Annotated in this window: 9 protein-coding genes; all 9 read left to right on the top strand. The window is 72.8% G+C overall.

Features of this window, described 5'->3' with window-relative positions; all coding sequences use genetic code 11:
- Positions 1–52: 52 nt before the first annotated feature.
- The 9 genes from AB0N16_RS40120 to AB0N16_RS40080 all read left to right on the top strand — a co-directional run bounded on the left by AB0N16_RS40120 (position 53) and on the right by AB0N16_RS40080 (position 21,130).
- A complete protein-coding gene (locus tag AB0N16_RS40120; protein ID WP_365805744.1) occupies positions 53–1,648 on the top strand; it encodes an MFS transporter in 1,596 nt (531 codons plus the stop codon).
- A 2-nt stretch (positions 1,649–1,650) separates the two neighbouring features.
- Entirely contained in the window at positions 1,651–1,857 is a 207-nt protein-coding gene (locus tag AB0N16_RS40115; RefSeq protein ID WP_365805742.1) for an MbtH family protein, read from the top strand.
- On the top strand, positions 1,850–5,434 hold the full coding sequence (locus tag AB0N16_RS40110; RefSeq protein ID WP_365805740.1) for an amino acid adenylation domain-containing protein: 3,585 nt from the start codon (positions 1,850–1,852) through the stop codon (positions 5,432–5,434). Before AB0N16_RS40115 ends, AB0N16_RS40110 begins: the two co-directional genes overlap by 8 nt.
- Positions 5,425–6,492: a MupA/Atu3671 family FMN-dependent luciferase-like monooxygenase gene (locus tag AB0N16_RS40105; protein ID WP_365805738.1), complete on the top strand. Its 1,068-nt coding sequence runs from the start codon at positions 5,425–5,427 to the stop codon at positions 6,490–6,492. Before AB0N16_RS40110 ends, AB0N16_RS40105 begins: the two co-directional genes overlap by 10 nt.
- Complete coding sequence (locus AB0N16_RS40100) at positions 6,489–11,153, top strand: amino acid adenylation domain-containing protein (RefSeq protein ID WP_365805736.1); 4,665 nt, start codon at positions 6,489–6,491, stop codon at positions 11,151–11,153. The genes AB0N16_RS40105 and AB0N16_RS40100 overlap by 4 nt, the downstream gene beginning before the upstream one ends.
- Positions 11,153–15,037 carry an amino acid adenylation domain-containing protein gene (locus AB0N16_RS40095; RefSeq protein ID WP_365805734.1) on the top strand — a complete coding sequence of 1,295 codons (3,885 nt, stop codon included), beginning with the start codon at positions 11,153–11,155 and terminating at the stop codon, positions 15,035–15,037. Before AB0N16_RS40100 ends, AB0N16_RS40095 begins: the two co-directional genes overlap by 1 nt.
- Before the next feature lie 5 nt (positions 15,038–15,042).
- Positions 15,043–18,297: an amino acid adenylation domain-containing protein gene (locus tag AB0N16_RS40090; RefSeq protein ID WP_365805732.1), complete on the top strand. Its 3,255-nt coding sequence runs from the start codon at positions 15,043–15,045 to the stop codon at positions 18,295–18,297.
- Positions 18,294–20,330, top strand: a complete 2,037-nt coding sequence (locus AB0N16_RS40085; protein WP_365805730.1) for a beta-ketoacyl synthase N-terminal-like domain-containing protein — start codon at positions 18,294–18,296, stop codon at positions 20,328–20,330. Before AB0N16_RS40090 ends, AB0N16_RS40085 begins: the two co-directional genes overlap by 4 nt.
- A 65-nt stretch (positions 20,331–20,395) precedes the next feature.
- The gene (locus tag AB0N16_RS40080; RefSeq protein ID WP_365805728.1) at positions 20,396–21,130 is read left to right on the top strand and encodes an alpha/beta fold hydrolase; all 735 of its coding nucleotides are present in this window, start codon (positions 20,396–20,398) and stop codon (positions 21,128–21,130) included.
- The last annotated feature ends 146 nt before the right edge of the window (positions 21,131–21,276 follow it).

The following is a 21,276-nucleotide window of genomic DNA, read 5'->3' as shown; positions in this document are numbered from 1 at the left end:
GATTCGCGTTGCAGGTGCTCAACCGGTTGACACACCACACGGGGGAAAGTGAATGGGTCATTCCGCGCGCCCACGGGACGACACCACGCAGGACAAGGAGAAGAAGGAGGGACGAAGCCGGTTCACCGGCATGGGTCCCTTCATGCTCGTCTGGAGCGGGCAGGCGGTTTCCCTCGTCGGCAACTCGGTCCTCCGGTTCACCTTCGTCTTCGAGACCTGGTCGGCCACCGGGCGGGCCACCGCCCTGACCACCCTCTCACTGTGCGCACTGCTCCCCCAGGTGCTGTTCAGCCCGCTTGCCGGAGCCCTGGTCGACCGCATCGACCGACGCACGGCACTGCAACTCGCCGACGCCGGCGGGCTGTCGGTCGTGGCACTGCTGAGCGTGCTGTATTTCAGCGGCGGGCTGCACACGTGGGAGGTGTACGCGGCCGTCACACTGCTCGGCTCCGCCGCCGCCTTCCAGTTTCCCGCGCTGGGGGCCGCCGTGCCCTTGCTGGTGCAAAAAGACCAGCTCCAGCGCGCCAACGGACTGCTGGCGAGCGCCAAGAGCACGGCGGAGGTGGGTGGGCCCGCGCTGGGCGGTCTGCTGGTGGCCTTCTCCGGGATGGGTTTCATCCTCGCCGCCGACCTGCTGAGCTTCGCGGTGGCGCTGACCACCGTCCGGATCGCCCCCATGCACGGGGATACCAGCGGTCGGGGAAAGGCCCACGGGCCGCGCAAACGGCTCCTCGCCGAGGCCGTGGAAGGGACCCGGTTCCTCTTCCGGATCCCGAGCCTGCGCGATGTGATACTGACGTTCTGCCTGGTCAATCTGGTCATGGTCTTCGGCTTCGCCGCCGTGCAGCCCATGGTGCTGGCCCGCTCCGGCGGTGAAACCTCCGCACTGGCCAGCGTGAACACCGCGATCGGCGTCGGCGGAATCACCGGCGGCCTGCTGATGGCGGCCTGGAGTGGGCCGAGGAAGCGGGCGCGGGGCATGCTGCTCGGCATCATCGGCATGTGCCTGTCCGCCCAGGTGGCGATGGCTCTCGCGGGCGGCGTGGTCGGCTGGTGCGCGGCGATCCTCGTCGGTGCGGCGCTGATGCCGATGGTCAACGCCGTGATGCAGGCCCTCGTGCAGACCAAGGTGCCCCAGGAGTGGCACGGGCGGGTCTTCGGCGCCGTGATGTTCCTGTCGCAGATCTCCGTCCCACTGGCGACCGCGGTCTCCGGGCCGCTCGCCGACCATGTCTTCGAGCCACAGGCCGCCGCGGGGACCGGGATCTTCGTGGTGCTGGGGCCACTGGTGGGCGACGGCGCGGGCAGCGGCATGGCGGCCATGCTGCTCATCGCCGGCCTGTCCGGGATCACCGTCGCGACGCTGGGCATGTCCCGGAGCACGGTGCGGGAGATCGACACGCTGCTTCCCGACATCGACAGGGAAGCCGGTACGGACAATACGCACGCCCGGGCCGGCGAAAGCCGGACCGACGACCGGAGCGACACCGGTGCCGGAGGAGACGCGGCGTCCGCGGACTCCGGGCCGCCCCGGGACCCGGGCGGTATCGACGCCTCCGCCAGACCCGACGACCCCCAAAGCCCCGAGTACCCCCAAAACCCCGAGAACCCCGAGAACCCCGAGAACAGAGAACTCGTGGAGGGCTGACGATGACCACCAATCCGTTCGACGACGAGAACGGCACCTACCTCGTACTCACCAACGCCGAAGGCCAGTTCTCGCTCTGGCCCGACGGGATCAGCGTGCCGGACGGGTGGAACGTGGCGCTGACCGCCAGCAGCCGCGCCGACTGCCTCGCCTTCGTCGAGGACCGTTGGACGGACATACGTCCCGCCCACGCGGCCGGCGATGCCTGAGAAGGGCGCATCGCGGGCCTCGCGCTGTGTGCATGAGCTGGTCGCGGAACAAGCTCGGCGCACGCCGGCGGCCGCCGCACTGGCGTACGGGGACGAGCTGCTGAGCTATGGCGAACTCGATGCCCTGGCCGATCGGTTGGCCGGTCTGCTGCGGCGGCACGGAGTGGGGTCCGGAGCCCTGGTGGGCGTGTATCTGGAGCGGTCGACCGAACTGGTGGTGGCGCTGCTCGGGACGCTCAAGGCCGGCGCCGGGTATGTCGTGCTCGACCCCGGCTTTCCACCGGAACGGCTGCGGGCGATGGCGGCCGACGCGGGCGTCGCCGCGATCGTGTCCCGGCGCGGCACGGCGGCCGAGGAACTGGGCTCGGGCGCGCCGTCGGTGGCGATGGAGGACGCGAGAACGGTTCCCCCCATGGAGCACGGCGCCGTGACGGTACGGCCGGGGGACCCGGCCTGCGTGATGTTCACGTCCGGCTCTACCGGTCGCCCGAAGGGCATCGTCGCCTCCCACTCCGCGATCACCGGGACACTGACCGGGCAGAGCTTCGCCTCGTTCGGGCCCGGGACGGCGTGGTTGCAGTGCTCCCCGGTGTCCTGGGACGCGTTCGCGATGGAACTGTGGGGACCGCTGCTGAGCGGCGGCCTGTGCGTGCTCCACCCGGGCCGGCGCCCCGACCCGTTGGTGATCTCCCGACTCGTTGTCAGCCACGCCATCACTTCCCTGTACATGTCCGCCTCGCTCTTCCACGTGATGATCGACGAGTTCCCGCAGGCCTTCGACGGCGTCCCCGAACTGATCGTCGGCGGCGAGCCGTTGTCGCCCGCGCACGCGGCACGAGCCCTGGAGCGCCACCCCGCGCTGCGGCTGAGCAACGGCTACGGCCCGGTCGAGGGCATGGTCTTCCTGACGGTCCATCCGGTCACCGAGTCGGAGGTGCGGGACGGCCGGCCGGTGCCGATCGGGCGCCCGCTGGCCGGCAAGCGGCTCCGCGTGCTGGACGAGCGGTTACGGCCCGTCGCAGACGGCTGTACGGGTGAGCTGTACGCCGCCGGGGCGGGCATCGCCCTCGGCTACTGCGGCCGGCCGGGGCTGACCGCCGAGCGGTTCGTGGCGGACCCGTACGGTCCCGCGGGTGCGCGGATGTACCGCACCGGCGATCTGGTGCGGCGCCGGTCGGACGGAGTGCTGGAGTATCTGGGCCGTGCCGACGACCAGGTGAAGATCCGGGGTTTCCGGGTGGAGCCCGGCGAGGTGGAAACAGTCCTGGCCCGCCATCCGGCCGTCCTGCGGGCCGCCGTGGTGGCCGGCACCGACGCCGCCGGTGACAGGCGGCTCATCGCCTATGTCGTGCCGCGCGAAGGACGTCGGCGGGAGCTGTCGGGGCGCGAGTTGCGCGAGTACGCCGAGCGGGTGCTCGCCGACTACCTGGTGCCGGCGGCCTTCGTCCTGCTGGACGCACTGCCCCTGACCCCCAACGGAAAGCTGGACCGCGCCGCCCTGCCCGATCCCGGCCCGGTCACCGGCTCGCTCGCCGCGCAGGAGACACGGGGCCCGTCGGGGCCGACGGAGAAGGCACTGTGCGGGCTGTTCTCCGAGGTGCTGGGAACGGCGTCGGTCGGCCCGCACGACGACTTCTTCGAACTCGGCGGCAACTCGCTGATGGTGGCGCGGCTGCTGGGCCGGATCCAGCAGACGCTGGGCGCCGAGCTCGGCGTTCGGACGCTCTTCGAATACCGGACACCGGCGGAGCTGGTGCCGCACCTGGAGAAGGTCGAGTGGGCGCACCCGGACGGCCCGGACGGCATCACCCCGGCTCCCCGGGGCGGGGACACGCTGCCCCTTTCCTACGCCCAGCGCCGCCTGTGGTTCCTGGACCGTGTCGACGCGGGCACCGCCTACACCCTGCCGGTGCTGGTGCGGCTGCGCGGCGAGATCGACGCCGAGGCCCTTCGAGACGCCCTCGCAGACGTGACCGCCCGGCAGACCGCGCTGCGCACCGTCTTCGAGGACCGGGACGGTGAACCGGAACAGCGGGTGCTGGAGGGCGCCGCGGCCCTGCCGAGGCTGCGGCACCTGACAGTCGGCTCCGCCGAGTTGACGCGCGCCGTCACCGAGGCGGCCCGGCACCGGTTCGACCTCGCGCATGAACTCCCGCTGCACGCCGTGCTGTTCAGCGTCGTGGACCGTCCCGGTGAACACGCTCTCCTGCTCGTGCTGCATCACATCGCAGCCGACGGCTGGTCATTGCCCCCGCTCTTTCGGGACCTGTCGCGTGCCTACGCCGCCCGGAACTCCGGTGCCTGTCCGGACTTGGGGCCACTGCCTGTCCCGTACGCCGACTTCGCCCGCCGCCAGCGGGAATGGCTCGGCTCGGCGGACCGGCCCGGTTCTCCGTTCGCCACGCAACTGGCTTTCTGGCGGGACACCTTGGCCGGTCTGCCGCCAGGCGGCCCCTTGCTGCCGCGCCGCCCGGAGCGCCCGGCGGTACCGGGGCGGTCCACCGCCACCGTCGTCCGGCGACTGGACGCGGACACGCACGCACGGATCGTCGAGACGGCACGCGCACAGGGCGCGACGCTGTTCATGGCGCTGCACGCCGCGCTCGCCGCCGCGTTGGTTCGGGCGGGGGCGGGTGAGGACCTCGCGGTCGGCTCGCCGATCGCCGGTCGCGGTCGTGACGGCATGGTCGACGACGTTGTCGGGTTCTTCGTCAACATGCTCGTGCTGCGCATCGACGCCGCCGGCGATCCCACTCTGCGGCAGCTGCTCGCGCGCACACGGGAGCAGGCGCTGAGCGCGTTCGCCTGCCAGGACGTGCCGTTCGAGGAGGTCGTGGACGCGCTCAATCCCGTACGGCGGTCGGGGCGGCAGCCGTTCACCGAGGTGGTGCTGGCGTTGCAGAACAACGCCCGCGCCGAGGTGGACCTGCCCGGCGCCGAGGCCGGGGTGGAGCCGCTGCGCACCGGCGCGGCGCGGTTCGAGCTCCTGGTCGACGTCACCGACGATCACGGCCCGTCGGGCGCGCCGGACGGCATGACGCTGGTCTTCGAGTACCGCACGTCGTGTCTGGAGGAAGAGTTCGTCCAGTGGCTGGCGGAAACGGTCGTCGAGGTGCTGCGGATCGCGACCGTCGAGCCGGACGTACCGCTGACCCGGCTCCGGCTGCCGGAACCCGCCCGGCGGGCCGATCCGGCCCGGGACGCGATCCTCGCACCCGCCCACACCACTGACGCCCCGGCGGACTCCGCCCTCCACCGGGAGATCACCGCGGTCTGGTCCGATGTGCTCGGTGTCGACCGCGTCGGACCGCACGACGACTTCTTCGAACTCGGCGGGAACTCTCTGCGCGCGGTACGGGTCGCGGCCCGGCTCACCGGCTCGGGACGCCCGGTGACGGCTGCTCAGCTCTTCGACTCTCCCACCGTCGCCGCGCTGGTCACCGAGCTGGAGCGGGTGCGCACGCCGGCCGAGGCGTCCGCGGAGTCGGCGCCCATCCCACGCCGGCGGCGCATCCCCCGGCAGCCCGACCGCGACAGCCGGACCGCCTCCGGTCAGGAGGAGGTGCCATGGACCTGAGCGTGATGTTCTTCGGCGCCGATCCCCCCGCCGACGCCCCGACCGCCGGTGCGCCCCGTCGCGGCGAGGCCTACGACGACATTCTCGCCGTCGCCCGTGCCGCGGACAGGCTCGGGTTCCACGCGATCTGGACTCCTGAGCGCCACTTCCAGCAGGTGGGTCAGGTCTTCCCCAGCCCGCCGGTGCTCAGCGCGGCACTCGCCGTGGCCACCCGGCGCATCGGTATCCGCGCGGGCAGTGTCATTCTGCCGCTGCATCATCCGCTGCGGGTGGTGGAGGACTGGGCTGTCGTCGACAACCTCTCCCAGGGTCGGATCGGCCTGTCCGCGGCCACGGGCTGGCACTCCGCCGACTTCGTGCTGGCACCCGAGAGGTACGCGGATCGCCGCGAGCTGACCGTGCAGGGCATTCCCCTGCTGCGCCGTCTGTGGGCGGGCGAGGCGGTCGACTTCCCCGACGGCACCGGCGCCCCGGTCGGCGTGGTGCCGCAGCCGAGACCGGTGCAGGAGACCCTCCCCCTGTGGCTCACCACCTCCGGCAACCCCGAGACGTGGGAGGCCGCCGGACGCCTGCGTACGGCGGTGCTCGGGGCGACCGTCGGGCAGAGCCGGGAGGAGCTCGCCGAGAAGATCGCCCGCTACCGCGCCGCCTGCGCCGCCGCCCCCGACCAGCGCGGCACCGACGCCCACGGGCGGGTGACGCTGATGGCGCACACCTTCGTCGGCGCGGACGACGCGGAGGCGCGGCGTGTGACCGCCGCACCGCTGAAGCGGTACCTGCGCTCGTACGTACGGCAGACCGCGGCCAACCGTGCGGCGGACCGGGCCACCGCCGAACTCACCGCCGAACAAACGGCGGCGCTGGCGGAGTTCGCGTTCCACCGCTATCTGACCTGGGGCTGCCTGCTCGGCTCCGCCGAGACCTGCCGGAAGACGCTCGCCGATCTGCGCGAGCTCGGCTGCGACGAGGTCGCCTGTTTCGTGGACTTCGGCCTCGGCCGCGACGAAGTGCTGGCCGGGCTGCACCGGCTGGCCGAACTCCAGGAGGAAGTGGCATGACGGGGGTGAGGGAGTCGGCCGGCGGTACTTCGTCGGCCGACCGGTTCAGCGCGCTCAGCGGTGAGCAGCGCGTCCGGCTCGTGCGACGGCTCGTGGATTCCGGGCAGGTGGGGCTGATCCCGGCAGTCGTACCACCGCGCGACGGGAACGGCCCGGTGCGGCTGAGCCCGGCACAGCAGGACCTCTGGGTGTACGAGTCGCTCTATCCGGGCACGCCCGCGCTCAATCTCTGCTGCGCCTACCACTTCGACGATCCGGTCGCCCCGGATCGGCTGGAGGCGGCGCTGACCCTGGTGCGCGCCCACCACGACGTGCTGCGGGCCCGTATCGGCGGTGAGCCGGACGCGCTCGACGTCACCTTCCCGGCCGAGGACCGCTTCAGGCTGGAGCGGGAGGATCTGCGCGGCACCGGCACCACCATCGCCGAGGCCTTCGAGACGTTCCGGCGCCGTCCCTTCGATCTGGCGGGCGGCGCGCTGATGCGCGCCCGGTTAGTCACGGTGGACGACCGGCGGAGCACGCTGATGCTGAGCCTGCACCACATCATCGCCGACTGGTGGTCCTTCGACGTGCTCCAGGCCGAGTTCGCCGAGGCCCATGGCGCGCTGTGCTCCGGTACCGAACCGGCGCTGACGCGGCCGCCGATCCAGTACGCCGACTTCGCGTCCTGGCAGGGGGAGCTGGAGGAGGCGGGTGTTTTCGAGGCACGGCTGGACTTCTGGCGCCGCTACCTCGCCGAGCCGCCGGCACCGCTCACCGTGCCGGGTGGCGGGAACGGTGCGCCCGACGACGACGGCGTCGCGCAGATCCCCTTCAAGATCGACGCGCCCACCGCCCGGGCGGTCCGTACGCTGGCCCGGGAGCGCGGTGCCTCCGTCTACGTCGTGCTGATGGCCGCCTTCGCGATCCTGGCGCACCGGCTGACCGGCGCCGATGACATGGTGCTGGGCACCCCGTCCGCCAACCGGGCCGCGAAAGGTCTGGAGCGGGTCATCGGGTATGTCATGAACGCCATCCCGACCCGTTGGCGGGTAGGGACGGACGACTCCTTCGCCGATGTCCTGGCCCGTTTCGTGACGGACTTCCCCCAGCTCATGGCCAACGCCGACGTGCCCGTGGGCCGCATCGTCTCTGCGGTCGCGCCCGACCGCAGGGCCGGCCGCTCACCGCTGTTCCAGTGGGTCTTCATGCACCTCACCCAGCAGCGCAGTGTGGCCATGCTGCGGGACTTCAGCGAGCCCGAGCGCATCCACACCGGTGGTGAGCACGACTTGGTGGGCATCGTGCGGGACGCCGACGACGGCACGATGGACGGCAGTTTCGAGATCCGTACGGCCCTCTTCGACGCCGCCACCGTGCGCTCCTGGGCGGATGCCTACCTGGAACTGCTGCGCTGCTTCGCCGCCGACCCGACCGTGCCGCACGCCGAGGTCGGTCTGGTGCCCGAGGCCGGCCGCCGGCCGCTCGTGGAGCCGGCCTCCGGCGGCACCGCCCCCGACCCGCTGGCCCTGCCCGACCTGGTGGCCCGGCAGGCGGCCCGGACACCCGACGCCCCGGCGCTGGAGGCCGAGGGCCTGCGGCTGACGTATGCCGAACTGACGGACCGGGTGGACCGGCTGGCCGCCCGTCTCATCCGGCACGGCGCCGGTCCCGGCCGGATCGTGGCCCTCGCGCTGGGCCGCACGGCCGCGATGACACCGGCGCTGCTCGCGGTCCAGCGCACCGGCGCCGCCTACCTCCCCATCGACCCCGGCCATCCCGCGGAGCGCATCCGGCTGGCCCTGGCGGACGCGTCGCCCGTGCTGCTGGTCGTCGGCGAGGGCGGGGCACTGCCGAGGACGGACGTCCCCACCCTGGCACCGGACGAGCAGTTCTACGACGAACAGCCGTTGTGTGCCGAGGAGTTGGATCCGGCCGCAGCCGCCTACGTGATCCACACCTCCGGCACCACCGGCAGACCGAAGGGCGTAGTGGTGCCGCACACCGGCCTCACGGCCCTCGCCCACGCTCTCGTGGGCACCCTGGCCCTGGAGCCCGGCACCAGGGTGCTGCACCTGGGCTCGCCCGCGTTCGACATCTCCGTGTTCGAGATGTGTATGGCCTTCGGCTCCGGCGGCACCCTGGTCGTACCGCCGCCGGGCGCGCTCGCCGGGCAGGAACTCGCCGACGTGCTCACCGGACGGCGGATCGGCGCCGCAATCCTGCCACCCTCCTTGCTGGCGACGGTCCCCGCCGGGGAGTACCCCGACCTGCGTTCGCTCGTCGTGGGTGCGGAGGTGTGCACGCCGGACATGGTGTCTCGCTGGGCCGTCGGCGATCGCCGGTTCCACAATGCCTACGGGCCCACCGAGGCCACGGTCGCCGCCACCGTCTCCGGCCCGCTGACCGGTGACGGCACGAGCCCGCCCATTGGCTTCCCGATCCCGGGTACGTACGCCTACGTCCTCGACGAGCGGCTGCGGCCGCTGCCGCCCGGGGTGCGCGGCGAGCTCTATCTGGCGGGGCGGGGGCTGTCGTACGGCTATCTGGGACAGCCCAGGCAGACCGCCGAGCGGTTCGTGGCGAACCCCCACGGGGCGCCCGGCGACCGGATGTATCGCACCGGCGATCTGGCCCGGTGGCGCGGCGACGGGCAGCTGGAGTACCTCGGCCGGTCCGACGACCAGGTGAAGATCCGTGGTCAGCGGATCGAGCCGGGCGAGGTCGCGGCCGTCCTGCGCGGGCACCCCTCGGTGGCACAGGCCGTGGTCGTCGTCCGGGAGGACCGGCCGGGCAGGCCGCGGCTCATCGCGTACGTCGTCGGCGGCGGGACCGACCCGGTGCCGGAGGATCTGCTCGGGTACGCGGCCGGGCGGCTGCCCGTGGCCATGGTGCCGTCCGACGTCGTGGTGCTCGACGAGCTGCCGCTGGCACCGAACGGCAAGCTGGACCGGAGCGCGCTGCCCGTGCCCGGAACCCGGCCGCGGGTCACCGGACGGGCTCCGCAGGGCACCCGGGAGGTGACCCTGAGTGCCCTGTTCGAGCAGGTGCTGGGCGTCGAACGAATCGGCGCCGACGATGACTTCTTCCGGCTCGGCGGCGACAGCATCATGGCGATCCAGCTCGCCGGGCGGGCGTCGCGGGCGGGACTGGCGATCACCCCTCGTGACGTCTTCGTCGCCCGTTCACCCGCCGCGCTCGCCCTGGCGGCGCGGGACGTCGACGCGGTGGGCGCCGACGAGGACTCCGTCACCGGGCGCTTTCCGCTGACGCCCGTGATGCGCTGGTGGCGTGACCAGGCCGGGGAGGCGGCCGCGTTCACCCAGTCGATGGTCTTTCCGGTGCCCCGTGGCGCCGGCCAGGAGCGCGTCGGCGCCGCGGTACGCGAGCTGGTGGAGCGGCACGGGGCCTTGCGGATGCGTCTGACGCAGGGCGAACTGGAGGTACCGGAGGCGGTGCCCGCTGTGACCGTGGGGCGGGTCGAGGCGCCCGCGGGTGCGGATCTGCGGGCGATGGCCGAGGAGCTGGCGGCTTCGCTGCGCCTGGACCCAGAGAAGGGCGAGATGCTGCGGGCCACCTGGCTCGATCCCGCTGTTCCAGGGCGTCCGGGGCTGCTGGTGCTCACCGTGCACCATCTGGCCGTCGACGGGGTGTCCTGGCGGCTGCTGGGCCCCGAACTCGCCGCCCTGCTGGCCGGTGGGCGGCTCCCGGACCGTCCGGGTACCGCCTTCGCCCACTGGGCTCGTGCGCTGGCGCGGGAGGCGGTGCGGCCGCAGCTGGCCGACGTGGAAACCGGCTGGTGGGAGCGGATGCTGAACGGGCCGGACGCCCGGATCGCGCAAGGCCGGGGGGTCGGGTCGCGCCGTGCCGTACTCACCGTCGAGCTGACGCCCGAGCTCAGCGCGGCGGCCCTGACCGAGGTGACCGAGGCCTTCCACTGCGGCCCGGACGCGGTCCTGCTGACAGGCTTGGCCGCAGCCGCGATGCGGCAGCGAGGCCACGGCACCGGACTCCTGGTCCATCTGGAGGGACACGGCCGGGAGACGCTGTCCACACCCGTCGACGTCTCCCGTACGGTCGGCTGGTTCACCACGCAGTACCCGGTCCGGCTGGACGCGGGCGACGCGCTCGGCCCGCGCTTCTGGCAGTCCACGGAGAACGCGGCAGGCGAGGCGCTCAAACAGGTCAAGGAGCAGCTGCGGGCGGTCCCGTCGGCCGGCCTCGGCTGGGGGCTGCTGCGGCACCTCAACCCGGACACGGCTCCGAAGCTGGCCGCGCTCCCCGTCCCGGACCTGCGTTTCAACTATCTGGGCAGGCTCTCCGGGGGCGACACGGCCGACGGCGAACTGCTCGGCATGACCGCCGAGGCGCTGCCGCTCGGCCACGCGGTGGAAGTGGACGCGCTGGTCCGCGAGGACGGCGACGGACGGCTGTGTCTGAGCGCCGACTTCTCCTACGCACGTGACGTGCTCGGCGAGGACGAGGTGCGGCGACTGGCGCGGCTGTGGTGCGAGGCGATCGAGGTGCTGGCCGGGCATGCCCGACGGGACGGCACCAGCACGCACACCGGCTCCGACTTCCCGCTGGTGAACCTGACGTCGGACCAGCTCGCCATGCTGGAGGAGGACCTCGCATCCGGTCTGGCGGACCCGGCGGACAAGAGTCCGGAGGGCGACCACTGATGGGCGGCCGCATCGCCGACCTGCTGCCGCTCTCCCCTGCTCAGGAGGGCCTGCTCTTCCACGCCCTGCGCGAGCCCGGGCGCCCCGATCCGTACCTGGTGCAGGCCAGGTTCCGCATCGCCCCGGGCGTCCCGGCGGAGAGCGTACGGTGCGGGGTGGCCGCGCTGCTGGAGCGGTATCCGAATCTGCGCGCCTGTTTCCGGTACGAGAACCTGGACGAGACCGTGCAGGTGATTCCGCGGGTGGCGACGGTGCCGTGGACCGAGAGGGACCTGACCGGGCGCGCGCCGGACGAGGTCGAGGCCGAGCTGACGCGGCTGACGGCCGAGGACCGGGCACGCCGGTTCGACCTGTCCCGTCCTCCGTTGGTACGCGGCTTGCTGGTGCGCCACGACGCCGGCGCCGACCTGCTGCTGACGCTGCATCACATTCTGCTGGACGGCTGGTCCTTGCCGATTCTGGCGCGCGATCTGGAGGAGCTGGTCCGGGGCGGGTCGGAACTGTCGCCCCCGGTCCCCTTCAAGCAGTACCTGGTCTGGCTGAACGCGCAGGAGCAGGCGGCCGGACAGGCCGCGTGGTGCGACTCCCTGAGCGGACTCGACCGGCCCGCGCTGCTGGATCCGGACGGGCCGGACGGGCCGGACGACCGGTCCGACGCGGACACCGTGGATGTCGAGCTGACGTCCGAGCTGACGCAGGCGGTCAGTCGGCGCGCCGCCGCGGCCGGGGTCACCGTCAACACCGTGGCGCAGACCGCCTGGGCCCTGGTCCTGGCCCGGCTGACCGGTGCGCAGGACCTGGTCTTCGGTGCGGTGGTGTCCGGCAGACCGCATGATCTGCCCGGCGTCGAGCGGATGGTCGGGCTGTTCATCAACACCCTCCCGGTGCGGATCCGGCTGCGCTCCGGGGAGGGCGTCGACGAGCTGCTGGCCCGGGTCCAGGACGAGCGGCTGCGCCTCACGCCGTACCACCATGTGCGGCTGTCCGAGATCCAGCGGGCCACCGGGAAGAACGAACTCTTCGACACGGTCCTGGCGTTCGAGAACTTCCCGCGTGCCCGGGAAGACGGACGCACTCCGGCCGTCGAGCTGGTCGAGACCTGGGACGCGACCCACTATCCGGTGGCGATCGCCGTGGTCGCCGGAGAGCGGATGCTGCTGCGGGTGAGCTGTCGCCGGGGCATCTCCGGGGCGGCGCTCGGGGCCCGTATGGTGCGCGCCTTCGAGGCCCTGGCCGCCGCGGACGGTACACCGGCCGAGCGGCTCGACGTCCTTCCGGAGCGGGAACGGCTCCAGCTCTCCCGGCTGGCGGAGGGGCCGGTGCGCCCGCTGTCCGGCTCGCTGAGCGTTCCCGGCCGCTTCGCGGAGCAGGTGGCCCGTACCCCCGACGCGCCGGCCGTCGAAGCGGACGGCGCGTCGCTGACGTACAGCAATCTCGACGCGGCGTCCGGCAGGCTGGCGGCGCGGCTACGGGAGGCAGGAGTGCGGCCCGGCGACACCGTGGCGCTGCCGTTGGACCGTTCCGTGTCCATGGTCGTGGCCCAGTTGGCGGTGCTGAGGGCGGGGGCGTGCTGTCTGCCACTGGACCCGCGGGCTCCGGCGGCGCGGCTGGCGGCGCTGACGGACCGTTCGGACGTGCGTGTGGCGATCGCCGGGCCGGACGTGGAACTCCCGGATCCGGTCCTGGTGCTGGCCCCCCGCGCGTCGGGGGACGTGCCCGTGCCGATCACCGCCACACCCCCCGAGTCCGCCGCCTACGTGATGTACACCTCCGGTTCGACGGGCGAGCCCAAGGGCATCATCACCCCCCACCGGGCCATCGCCGAACTCACCGCGGACTCCCGCTTCGGCCCCGCGCATCGACGCGTCCTGCTGCACAGCCCGCACACCTTCGACGCCGCCCTCTACGAGACCTGGGTGCCGCTGCTGAACGGCGGCACCGTGGTGATCGCCCCGCCGGGGCCCGTCACCCCCGACCTCCTCAAGAGGCTGCTGCCCGAGGCGGGGATCACCGCCCTGTGGCTCACCGCCGAGCTGCTGCGCACCGTCGCGGAGCTGGCACCCGACGTGCTCGGCACCCTGCGCGAGGTGTGGGCGGGCGGCGACATCCTCGCGCCGGACGCGGTGCGCCGGGTGCGCGAGCACTGCCCCGGGACGCTGGTCGTCAACGGCTACGGGCCCACCGAGACGACGGTGTTCGCGACGGCCCAGTCCGTGGCCGGAGCTGTCGGCTCGTCCGTGCCCGTCGGACGGCCGCTGGACAACACCCGCGCCCAGGTCCTCGACCGTCTGCTGCGCCCGGTGCCCGCCGGGACGGTGGGCGAGTTGTACGTCGCCGGCACTGGTCTCGCCCACGGCTACCTCGGCCGTCCCGGTCTGACCGCCGAGCGGTTCGTCGCCGATCCGTACGGCCCGCCGGGCAGCCGGATGTACCGCACCGGCGACCTGGTGCGCTGGACGGCCGACGGTGTGCTGGAGTTCGCCGGACGTGCGGACGACCAGCTGAAGGTGCGCGGCTTCCGGATCGAGCCCGCGGAGGTGGAAGCAGCGCTGAGCGCCTGTCCCGGCGTGGTGCGCGCGGTGGTCGGCCCGGCTCCCGACCCTGCCGGAGGCCGGCGGCTGGTCGCCCACCTGGTCCTGGAGGACGGCACCACACCGGACACCGTGCGGGCACATGCGGCCCGGATCCTGCCCGCGCATCTGCTGCCCTCCCTCTGGTCCCGCATCGACGCCGTCCCCCTCACCGCGCACGGCAAGGTGGACCGGTCGGCCCTGCCGGTCCCCTCGGCGATCACCGCGCCCTCCCGCGGGCCCCGCACCGAACTGGAGCGCGAGCTGTGCCGTCTCTTCAGCGACGTGCTGGATCTCCCCGCCCATCCGGAGACCGAGTTCTTCGCCTCGGGTGGCCACTCCCTGCTCGCCCTGCGCCTGGCCTCCCGTATCAAGGCCGCGCTGGGCGTCCGGGTGCCCATCCCCCGTCTGTTCGAGGCATCGACGCCCGCCGCACTGGCCGCCTGGCTGGAAGGTCCCGGGCCCGGTGCCGTGGACGACAGCCTCGCGCCGCTCCTCACCCTGCGTGCGGGCGGCGCGGCGGCCCGTACCCCCCTGTTCTGCGTGCACCCGGGATCCGGCGTCGGCTGGTGGTACCGCGGAATCGTCCCGCACCTGCGTCCGGACCGCCCGGTGTACGTCCTGCAGACCCCGGCCCTGAGTACGGGCGTCGCCCAACTGGCCGACAGCATCGACGAGTTGTCGAAGCAGTATCTGGCGCGGATTCGCGCCGCTCAACCGCATGGCCCCTACCTGCTGATCGGCTGGTCCTTCGGTGGACCGCTCTGCTACGAGATCGCGGTGGCGCTGCGCCGTGCCGGCGAGGACGTCGCGCTGCTCGGCGTGGTAGACACCCTGCCCAAACCGGCCGAGGTGGCCCGGATCCCGCTGGATCCGGCGCTCGTGGAGGCGAAGGCGCTGAGCATGCTGCTGCGCATCACCGCCCCGGGCGTTCCGGTGCCGGCCACCCGAGCGGAGGCGTTCGCGCTGGCCAGGCACGACGAGAGCCTGATCGCCGGGTTCGACGACGCACGGACGCACGCCCTGGTGGACACCATGGCCCACCACATCCGTCTGCACCGCGCATGGAGCCCTCCACCGTACGACGGATGCGTGACGCTCTTCTCCGCGACCGAGGATCCCGAGGGCGTCACGACGGCGGAGAAGACCGCGGGCTGGCTGCGCGGCGCCGCCGACGTCGACGCCCACGAGCTGCCTGGCACGCACTACGACGTCTTCAAACCGGCCCAGGCGGCACGGATCGCGGCGGTCGTCGAGGCAGCGGCGCGGAACGCGACCCACCACGCGACACAGAACCGGACGTACGGGGAGTGAACCAGTTGGTTACAGGGACTGACACCGCGGTCGGGACCGGCTCGGGAGACGGAGAGCACGGGGAGGAGTACGAATTCCCGGCCTCCGAAGCACAGACCCGTCTGCTGGTCCTGAACCTGATGCACCCGGGCACCGCCCAGTACAACGTGCCCGCCGCCTACACCGTGAACGGCCCGCTCGACGTGGCCGCTTTCGGCCGCGCGCTGGACGGGCTGGTGGCGCGGCACGAGTCGCTGCGCACGGTCGTACGGACCGCCCCGGACGGTACGGCCGTGCAGATCGTGGCGGCGACGGGGCGCGCCGCGCTGCGCGTCGAGCGGGCCGTACCGGCGCCGGAGGTACTGGCGCGCGTGCACGCCGAAGCGGCGCACCCCTTCGAGCCGACGACCGGCCCGCTGCTTCGCTGCACGGTGTACGACGTGGACGACGGCAGCCACCGCATCCTCCTGGTCGCCCATCATCTGGTCTGCGACGGCTGGTCGCTGGGGGTGCTGCTGCGCGAGCTGTCGACCCTGTACGAGAACGAGACGACGGGCACGCGCCACGTTCTGCCCGAACCCCCGCTCCAGTACCCCGACTTCGCCGTCTGGCAACGGGAGCGGCAGGCGGCCGGCGGCTACGACCGCTCGGTCGCTTACTGGACCGAACGTCTGCACGACGCCCCCAGGACGGTTCCGCTGCCCCTGGATCGACCGCGCGGTGCCGTCCGTTCGGCGGCGGGCGGCGTCGAACGGTTCACGCTGACGGCCCAAGTCCGCGAACGGATCGCGGCCACGGCCCGGTCGCGCGGCGGCACGCCGTTCATGGCGGTGTTCGCCGCGTACGCCGCCTTCGTGGGCCGCCTGTCGGATGCGAAGGACCTGGTGATCGGTTTCCCCGTCTCAGGCCGGGACCGCCCGGAACTCCAGGACATGGTCGGCATGCTGACCAACACCCTGGCGCTGCGCGTCGACCTGTCCGGCGACCCGTCGTACCACGATCTGATCGACCGGCTGCACGCCGCCCTGGTGGAGTCCCAGCCCTACCAGGACGCCCCGTTCGAGGCGGTGGTGAACGCGGTGGCACCCACCCGCGAGATCAGTTACGACCCGGTCGTGCAGGTGGTGCTCGGTTACGACGACGACACCGAGCTGGCGCTGCGGCTGTCCGGCGCCGAGGTCGAGCGGCTCCCCCTGGTCCTGAACACCGCGAAGTTCGACTTCCACCTCCAGGTGGAGCGGTGGGGCGAGGAGCTGGCCGCGTACCTCATCCATCGCCGTGAGCTGTTCGAGGCCGCGACGGCACGGCGGTGGGTGCGGTGCTTCGAGACCCTGCTGGAGGGGCTGCTGGACCGGCCGGACGCGCCGCTGTCGGCCATCCCCATGGTCCCGGCGGACGAGCGCGAGCGGCTGCTGAGGCTGGGCGACCGTACGGACGAGGCGGTGCCGGCTTACCGGGCGGTCCCCGATCTGGTGGCGGACCGAGCCGCCGCGCAGCCGGACGCCACGGCGCTGGTCTGTGGGGACCTGCGGCTGACGTACCGTGAACTGCTGGCGCGCGCCGACGGCCTGGCGGCACTGCTGCAGGCCCGGGGTGTCCGCCGTGGGGATCGGATCGGCCTGCTCCTGCCCCGTGGGGCGGAGATGGGCGTCGCCGCCCTCGCGGTCCTGCGCGCGGGCGGCGCCTACGTCCCGCTGGATCCGGCCAATCCGCCGGCCCGCCTCGCCCACATGGTCACGAACTCGGGCACGTCCCTGCTGCTGACGGCCGGGGAGACGGCGGGGCGGGCGGCTGGTCTGAACGTCCCCGCGCTGGTGGTGGACGAGGGGACCGTGCCCTACGGAGCGGCTCCGGACCCGGTGGTCTGCGGGCCCGACGACCTCGCGTACGTGCTGTACACCTCCGGTTCCACGGGAGTCCCCAAGGGCGTGGCCGTCGAGCACCGCGCTCTGCTCAACCTCGCGGTGAACGTGCGCCCGGTGTTCCCGGTGACCGCCGAGGACCGGGTTCTGCAGTTCGTGTCGTTCGGCTTCGACGTGGCCGTCTCCGACCTGTTCTTCTCCTGGGTCGCGGGCGCGGAGCTGCACATCGCGCGGGAGGACGAACGGCTCGGCGAGGCGCTGCAGGCGCGCCTGCGGGACTCCCGGATCACGTACGTCTTCCTGCCCCCGTCGGCCGCGATGACCCTGCCGCGCGCTCCGGGCGCCCTGCCCGAGCTGCGCACCCTCGCGGTCGGCGGCGAAGCCTGCCCCGCGGAACTGGTCGAACGGCTCGGCGAGGAGGGCCGCCGGATCGTCAACGGGTACGGGCCCAGCGAGGCCACGGTCTACTCCACCACCGCCGTCCTGCGTCCCGGCGAGCCGGTGGTGATCGGTGCGGCGGTGCCGGGCACTCGCACCTACGTGCTGGACAACCGGCTGCGCCCGGTCCCGGTCGGGGTGACCGGTGAGCTGTACGTCGCCGGCGCCTCCCTGGCCCGCGGCTACGTCGGCCGGCCCGGCATGACCGCCGAGCGCTTCGTCGCCGACCCCTATGGCCCGCCCGGCAGCCGTATGTACCGCACCGGCGACCTGTGCCGCGTCGACGCGCACGACGTGCTGCACTACCTGGGCCGCATCGACTCCCAGGTGAAGTTGCGCGGCTTCCGTCTCGAACTGGGCGAGATCGAGGCTCTGCTGGCCGGCCACCCCGACGTGGCGGTTGCCGCGGCGGCGGTGCGCGGGACCGGGACGCGGCAGCGGCTGGTGGCGTACCTGGTCGCCACCTCGGACGTCTCGGACGAGGCGCTGCGGGCTCATCTGGCGGAGCGGCTGCCGGGTTACGCGGTTCCGGAGGTCTTCGTGCGCCTGCCCGAGCTGCCGGTGAACCCCTCCGGCAAGATCGACCGGGCCCGGCTCCCCGAACCGCCGGCGTCACGGCCCCGGCTGCGCGAGTCGTACGCTGCCCCGCGCACCGAGACCGAGCACCGGGTGGCCGAGATCTGGCAGCGGGTACTGACCCTCGACCGCGTCGGCGTCGAGGACAACTTCTTCGATCTGGGCGGCAACTCGGTTCGGCTGCTGGCCGTGCTGACGGCGCTGCGGGAGCGGCGTCCGGAGTACCGGGACCTGACCCTGATCGACCTGTTCCGCCATCCGACGGTCGCCACCGTGGCGGCCCATCTAGACAGTTCGGCCGAGGACACCGCTCCCCAGGGGGAGGCGGCCCGGCGAGGAGACGACCGCCGTCTGCGCCTGGCTGCGCTGCGGCAGCCGCGTTCCGGGAAGGGCATGACACGATGACGACCGAAGAGGTACCCCTGCATCATCCGGAGTCGGCGGTGGCCGTCGTGGGCATGAGCGGCCGCTTTCCCGGCGCTCCGGACCTGGATGCCTACTGGACCAATCTGCGCGACGGCGTCTGTTCGATCTCCACCCTCACCGAGAGCGAACTGCTGGCCGACGGAGCGGACGCGGCGGAGCTGGGCAACCCCGCGTACGTCCCCGCCCAGGGACATCTCGCCGACGCGGACCGCTTCGAGGCGGACCTCTTCGGCTTCAGCCGCACCGAGGCCGCCGCGCTGGATCCCCAGCACCGGCTGCTGCTGGAGACCGCCTGGTCCGCCCTGGAGGACGCCGGGTACGCCCCGCCGAGCGTCCCGCACCGCACCGGCGTGTACGTCGGGGGCAGTCCGACCGAGCACGCGCTGGCGGCCGGCACGGACCCGGAGCTGGCGGCCACCATCGGCGCCCTGCAGGTACGCATCCTCACGGACCGCGAGTTCCTGGCACCCTGGATCTCCTATCGGCTGGGCCTGGACGGGCCGAGCATGGCGGTGCAGACCGCCTGCTCGACGTCGCTGACGACGGTCCACCTGGCCGTACAGGCACTGCTGCTCGGTGAGTGCGACGCGGCGCTCGCGGGCGGTGTGGCCATCGGCAGCGTGCGCAGACAGGGCTATGTCCACTACCAGGGCGGGATCTTCTCTGCCGACGGCCGCTGCCGCCCCTTCGACGAGCAGGCGGCCGGCACGGTGCCGGGAAGCGGCGTGGGCGTGCTGGTCCTGCGCCGTCTGTCGGACGCGCTGGCCGACGGGGACCCGGTGCGCGCGGTGATCCGCGGCACGGCGGTCACCAACGACGGTTCCGGCAAGGTCGGTTTCACCGCGCCGGGTGTGGATCAGCAGATCGCCGCCGTCAGTGAGGCCTGGGCGGCCGCGGGGCTGGATCCGTCGACGGCGCAGTACCTGGAGGCGCACGGCACGGGGACGGCGCTGGGCGACCGGATCGAGCTGGAGGTCGCCGCCAGGGCCTTCGCCGGGGCCCCGGACATCGGCATCGGCTCGGTGAAGTCGAACATCGGGCACACGGACACGGCGGCCGGGGCTGCGGCGCTGATCAAGACGATCCTGATGCTGGAGCATGCGACGCTCGCGCCGACGGTCAACGTGACGAGCCCGGTCGCCGGCCTCCGCGCAGGAGCCTCACCGCTGCGCCTGGTGACGGAGACGGAGGATTGGCCGAACAGGGCGGGTCTGCCCCGGCTGGCGGGCGTGACGTCGGTGGGAATCGGCGGCACGAATGTCCACGTGGTGCTGCAGGAGGCGCCCGAGCGGCGGGCGAGGACAGCGGCGGCGGGCCCGACGGTCCTGCCGCTTTCGGCGCGTACCGAAGGCCAACTCATCCTACTGGCCGAGCGGTTGGCGACACGGCTGGCGGCCGCCGACGCCCCGTCACTCGCCGATGTCTCCCACACCCTGCGCACGGGCCGGGTCGCGCTGCCCGTCCGCGCCTATGTCGTGGCCGCCGATGTGCGCGAGGCGGCCGGCAAGCTCACGGCGCTCGCCGCGGGCCGCCCGGACCCCACGATCGACGTGCTCGGCGAGGCGTGGCTGAGGGGCGAGGAGGTGAGCTGGCCGGCCTTCGGCGACGGTGTCCGCAGGGTGTCGCTGCCGACGTACCCGTTCGCGGGCGAGAGTTTCGGCGCGCTGACACCGAGGAGGACCGCGACGCGGGAGCAGGCGGCACCCGAGCCGGCGCCCACGACCGAGGACGGGCTTGCGGCCACCGTGTCCGCGCTGGTGATCGAGGCCCTGGATCTCACCAGCGTTGCCGATCTGGCACAGACCTACTTCGAGGCCGGCGGCGACTCGCTCACGGCGGTCCACCTGGCCGGACGGCTGCGCGACGAGCTGGGCATCGACGTGCCGATCCAGCTGTTTCTGGAGCCGATCACGCTGCGGGACATGGCCGCCCGCGTCTGCGAGATGAAACGGCACGGCGAAGGCGACGGGCTGCTGGACGACCTGCTCTCCGAGTTCGAGGCGGAAGTGTGAACAGGCGGCAGAGCGAGGGTCGTTGGCTGCGCGGGGTAAGCGAACCCGCCGCGAGGATCCGCCTGGTGTGCTTTCCGCACGCCGGCGGTGCGGCGAGTTCCTACCAGGACTGGGCCGCGCTGACACCACCGGGGACAGAGGTGGTGGCGGTCCAGTACCCCGGCCGTCAGGACCGGTTCGCCGACCCGTTCGCGACCACGATGGCGGAGCTGGCCGACGCGATCACGGCCGTACTGCTACGGGAGCTGGCCGACCGGCCGTTGGCACTGTTCGGCCACAGCATGGGCTCGGCGGTGGCCTACGAGGTGGCCCGCCGCCTGGAGGACCACCCCGACGTCCCCCTCACCCGCCTGTTCGTGTCGGGCCGGGGCCGGCCTCGCGGCCCGCACGAGGAGGCTCCGCCTCAGCCGGACGGGACCGACGCCGCGATCCTGGACTACCTCCGCCTCCTCGACCCCGAGGGCGCCGCCGTCTACGACATCCCTGAACTGCTGCCGATCGTGATGCCCGCACTGCGCGCGGACTTCGGTCTCCTGAGGGCGTACCGCCCGGCTCACCTGCACCGTCTCGGCATTCCCATCACGGCGTGCGGAGGCGATCGCGATCCCGTGTGTCCGGTCGAGGACCTCTCGTCGTGGGCGGCGGCGACCACCGCGGGCGCGGACGTCCGGGTCTTCGAGGGAAACCACTTCTACCTCAATCCCGAGAAGACGGAACTGCTGGCGCACATCACCTCGCGACTCGCCCAGGACCTCCGCGAGCCCCTGCACGACCGCGGCCTTCCGAGTGGCCTGCCGTAGAGCGGCCCGAGACGCCCTCTTCGCCGCGTGGAGTCGCGCCCGGCGCCCGGCGCCCGGACACACCCTTCTTCAGCGCCGTACCCGTCGGAAAGCTCGACCGGACCACCGGACCGAGCCAGGTGGTGGGTCCCTTGAGCAGCGAACGC

The organism is Streptomyces sp. NPDC051105 (genome assembly GCF_040682795.1).
In the GTDB taxonomy this organism is placed as follows: domain Bacteria; phylum Actinomycetota; class Actinomycetes; order Streptomycetales; family Streptomycetaceae; genus Streptomyces.
The sequence above is the reverse complement of the archived record's forward strand: the minus strand, read 5'-3'. Positions and strand labels throughout refer to the sequence as shown.